The following is a 4,261-nucleotide window of genomic DNA, read 5'->3' as shown; positions in this document are numbered from 1 at the left end:
CGTCATTGTCGCGATGCCGGTCAGACGCCCGGCAAAGTTCAGCGCCACGCGTTCGGCCGACAGGATCGACGCGGCGGGGCCGGAAATCTCCATCAGCGTATCGCCGGGCTGGCAGGCATCGCCGTCTTGCAACAGCGTTGTCACCTTCAGCGCCGGATCGACCAGCCGGAACGCAATCGCGGCGATCTGCATGCCTGACACCTTGCCCGGTTCGCGGGCATTGATGCGGGCGTTATAGGTGGTCTCGGTCGGGATCACTGCACGGGTGGTGATATCGCCATACTGACCCAGATCCTCCAGCAATGCCGCGCGGACCAGCGGTTCTAGGATCAGATCGGGGACGGTGGCATAGCGAATGGTCATGCGGGCTCCTTACAGACGGCGGCGCGGATTTCCATGGCCTCGGACAGCAACATGCGGCTGCGGCTGGCCTGAGCCGGATCGGCATCGGGGAAATCGTCGCGATAGTGACCGCCACGGCTTTCGCGCCGTTTGAGCGCCGAGGCGGCGATCAGCGTGGCGGTGGCGGTCATGTTCAGAAAATCGGGGCAATGGGCCTGATCGGCCTCAAGCTCGGCAATGGTGCGCAGCGCGGTTTTCAGCCCTTCGGCATTGCGCACCACGCCGACATTGTCGGTCATCGTCCGGCGCAGTGCCGCAACCGCCCGAGGCGCGGGGCTGGACCCGCCGGGCGGAAAGCTGATGACGACTTCGGGGGCTTGCGCCGGCAGGCTGTCACCCAGCGCCGCAGAAATTCCATCGGCACAGGCGCGGGCAAAGACCAGCGCCTCAAGCAGGCCATTCGAGGCCAGACGATTGGCACCATGCAGCCCGGTCGAGCTGGCCTCGCCGCAGACCCAGAGATTGCCCAGACTGGCGCGGCCGTCCTGCGCGGTGTCGATGCCGCCCATGTGGTAATGCGCCGCCGCAGCGACCGGGATCGGTTGGGTGGCCGGGTCGATCCCGGCGCGGGCGCAGGCGTCAGCCACCGCCAGAAATTGGGTTTTGACCTTGTCGCCCAGCGCCGCGCGGGTATCCAGCATCGGCCGGTTCCCGGCTTGGGTCTGGGCAAAGATCGCGCGGGCGACGATGTCGCGTGGCGCCAGTTCCTTGTCCGGGTGCACGCCGTCCATAAAGCGTTCGCCCTTGTTGTTGATCAGGATTGCCCCCTCGCCGCGCAGCGCCTCGGTCGCCAGCGGCGCCGGGTCTTCGCCGGCGTCAATCGCGGTCGGGTGGAACTGGACGAATTCAGCGTCAGCAATGCGAGCCCCGGCGCGGGCAGCCATGCCGATCACCTGACCGCGAATGCGCGGCGGGTTGGTGGTCAGTGCGAACAGCCCGCCCGAGCCACCCCCGGCCAGCAGATAGGCCGCGCCCCGCAGCAGAACCGGCTTTGAGCGGTCCTGCGCCGAGGTCTCGACCCAGACGCCGGTGACGGTGCCATCCTTGACCTCAAGCCCGGCGGCCATCACGCCTTCCATCACCTGCACTGACGGTGTCTTGCGCACGGCGACGATCAGCGCCTCCATGATCTGGCGCCCGGCCTGATCGCCCTGCACCCGCACCACGCGGGCAAGGCTGTGCGCGGCCTCGCGGCTGAGCACGTAATTGCCCTGCGCATCGCGGTCGAACGGCGTGCCCATTTCGGTCAGATCAAGAATATAGTCCTTGGCGTCGCGCGTGACCTGATCGGCCACATCGGCATTCACCGTGCCCGCCCCAGCCAGAACCGTATCAGCGGCATGGCGGCCCGGACTGTCAGTGGCATCCATCGCGGCAGCGACACCGCCCTGCGCCCAAGCCGAGCTTGCGCCTTCGCCCATGCGCTCGGGCGAGATCACCAGAACCGGACGCGGCGCCAGCTTTAGCGCGGCATAAAGGGCGCCCATCCCGGCACCGACAATGACGATCCGATCAGTGGATAGCGCCTTTTCCAATCGCGCCGCCTTACTTCGACAGGCTTTGGCTGAGGTCGATCATGCGCTGCACCGACTGGCGCGCCTTGTCGGCCACAGCCGGATCAACCACAACTTCGGCCGTCATCGTGTGCAGCGAATACAGCACCTTCTCCAGCGTGATCTTTTTCATGTAGGGGCACATGTTGCACGGCTTGGCGAATTCGACCTCGGGCAGTTCGTCAGCGATATTCGACGCCATCGAACATTCGGTCACCAGCATTGCCTTGGCCGGTTTATGTTCATGCACCCAGTTGATGATGCCGCTGGTCGAGCCGGTGAAATCGGCCTCGGCGACAACGCTGGGCGTGCATTCGGGGTGCGCGATGATTTTCACCTCGGGGTCCAGCTCGCGATAGGCGCGCAGGTCCTCGGCGGTGTAAAGTTCATGCACGATGCACGAGCCGGGCCAGTAGACGACCTTCTTGGTCGACTGGTTCGCCACGTTCTGCGCCAGATACTGATCCGGCGTCATGATGACGACATCGCTGTCCATGGCCTCGACGATTTGCAGGGCGTTGGACGAGGTGCAGCAGATATCCGAGGCGGCTTTGACCTCGGCGGTGGTGTTCACATAGCTGACCACGGGCGCGCCGGGATATTTGGCACGCATTTCAGCGACGCCCTCGGCAGTGATCGATTCCGCCAGCGAACAGCCCGCTTGCATGTCGGGGATCAGCACGGTCTTGCCGGGGTTCAGCACTTTCGAGGTCTCGGCCATGAAATGCACACCGCATTGCACGATCACGTCTTCTTCGACCTCGGTGGCCTTGATCGCCAGTTGCAGGCTGTCGCCGACAAAATCGGCAATGCCGTGGAAAATCTCGGGCGTCATGTAGTTATGCGCAAGAATAACCGCGTTCCGCTCTTTCTTGAGCTTGTTGATCGCAGCGACATAGGGCGCGTAGATCGCCCAGTCTGCCAGCGGCACAACACGATCCATCCGGGCGTAAATCTCGCCCAGCGCCTCGGCGGTTTCCACCGATGGCTTCAGGTCATAATGCTCGGCCAGCGTGGCGCGCATATTCGTAAGATCGAGCAAAAGCAGCCCCTCCAACGTGATCTTTCGCAGGTTATCTATACATTTCAGAACCCGGTTTCCAGTTGAATAGACTCTGCAGCCGCAGAAACCCGTTGAAATGGCGTGGCGCTGGACTTGGCCGGTCAAACCGGGCTTAAAAGACGCATCCTGATCCCAAAAGCAGCAATCCGATCATGCACCTGCCCTGTTTCAAAGCCTATGACGTGCGCGGGCGGGTCGGGACCGACCTGATACCCGAGATTTGCACGCGTATCGGCCGCGCCTTTGCTCAGGTGATGCCGCAGGGGCCGGTGGTTCTGGGCCGCGACAACCGCGACAGCAGCCCCACCCTGTCCGACGCCGTGGCGGGCGGATTGCGGATGGGCGGGCGCGAGGTGCTGGACATCAGTCAGGGCGGCACCGAAGAGGTATATTTCGCCACCAGCCACCTGAACGCCGCCGGCGGGATCGAGATCACCGCCTCGCATAATCCGCTCAGCGACAACGGGCTGAAATTCGTCGGCCCCGGCAGTCGCCCGCTGGAGCATGAGGGCGAATATCTGAAGATCAAACATCTGGTCGAAACCGCCGTTTTCCCGGCCCCGGCACGGGTGGGCAGGCACCGGCATGTCAGCACTCGCGCGGCCTATGCCGACAAGATCGTGGCCTTTGTCGATCCCATGCTGCTGGCGCCGCTGACGGTGGTGCTGAATGTCGGCAATGGCGCGGCTGGGGCGGCTTTGGGTGCGATTTCGGATCGGCTGGCGCAGGCCGGGTCGGCGCTGAGGCTGATCCCGATCCATGACGACGCGCAGGCCGGGTTTCCGAACGGCGTTCCGAACCCGCTGTTGCCACAGAACCGCGCGCCCACCATCGAGGCCGTTCTGCACCACAAGGCCGATCTGGGCGTTGCCTTTGACGGCGATTTCGACCGCTGTTTCCTGTTCGATGAAACCGGCGCCTTTATTGATGGCGAACATGTCGTCGCCCTGTTGGCGCGGGCGCTGTTGGCGCGGGAACCGGGGGCGGCGATCGTGCATGACCCTAGGGTGGTGTTCTCGATCCGGCAGGCGATTGCGCAAGGCGGCGGCCGCGCCTTTGCCGCGCCGACCGGCCACGCCAACCTGAAACGGGCGATGCGCGAGCATCAGGCGGTCTATGGCGGCGAGATGTCGGCGCACCATTATTTCCGCGATTTCATGTTCTGCGATAGCGGCATGATCCCGTGGCTGATGGTGGCGGCGTTGATGTCCCGGACCGGCCAGCCGCTGTCGGCGCTGACCGG

General features: G+C 64.3%; 4 protein-coding genes. 1 reads left to right on the top strand and 3 read right to left on the bottom strand.

What is annotated here, in order from left to right; genetic code table 11:
* From ABYW26_RS11270 to nadA, 3 genes are all read right to left on the bottom strand, one after another.
* A partial coding sequence (locus ABYW26_RS11270; RefSeq protein ID WP_372604974.1) for a nicotinate-nucleotide diphosphorylase occupies positions 1 to 363 on the bottom strand: 363 nt, incomplete at its 3' end.
* On the bottom strand, positions 360 to 1,937 hold the full coding sequence (locus tag ABYW26_RS11265; RefSeq protein WP_372604973.1) for an L-aspartate oxidase: 1,578 nt from the start codon (positions 1,935 to 1,937) through the stop codon (positions 360 to 362). The genes ABYW26_RS11270 and ABYW26_RS11265, both read right to left, overlap by 4 nt.
* Before the next feature lie 10 nt (positions 1,938 to 1,947).
* Positions 1,948 to 2,997, bottom strand: coding sequence for a quinolinate synthase NadA (gene nadA, locus ABYW26_RS11260; protein ID WP_372604972.1), 1,050 nt, complete (start codon positions 2,995 to 2,997; stop codon positions 1,948 to 1,950).
* A 173-nt stretch (positions 2,998 to 3,170) separates the two neighbouring features.
* Between nadA and ABYW26_RS11255 the strand changes: the two genes are divergently transcribed.
* A partial coding sequence (locus ABYW26_RS11255; protein WP_372604971.1) for a phosphomannomutase occupies positions 3,171 to 4,261 on the top strand: 1,091 nt, incomplete at its 3' end.

It is taken from the genome of Actibacterium sp., from assembly GCF_041584535.1.
Lineage (GTDB): Bacteria > Pseudomonadota > Alphaproteobacteria > Rhodobacterales > Rhodobacteraceae > Actibacterium_D.
The sequence above is the reverse complement of the archived record's forward strand: the minus strand, read 5'-3'. Positions and strand labels throughout refer to the sequence as shown.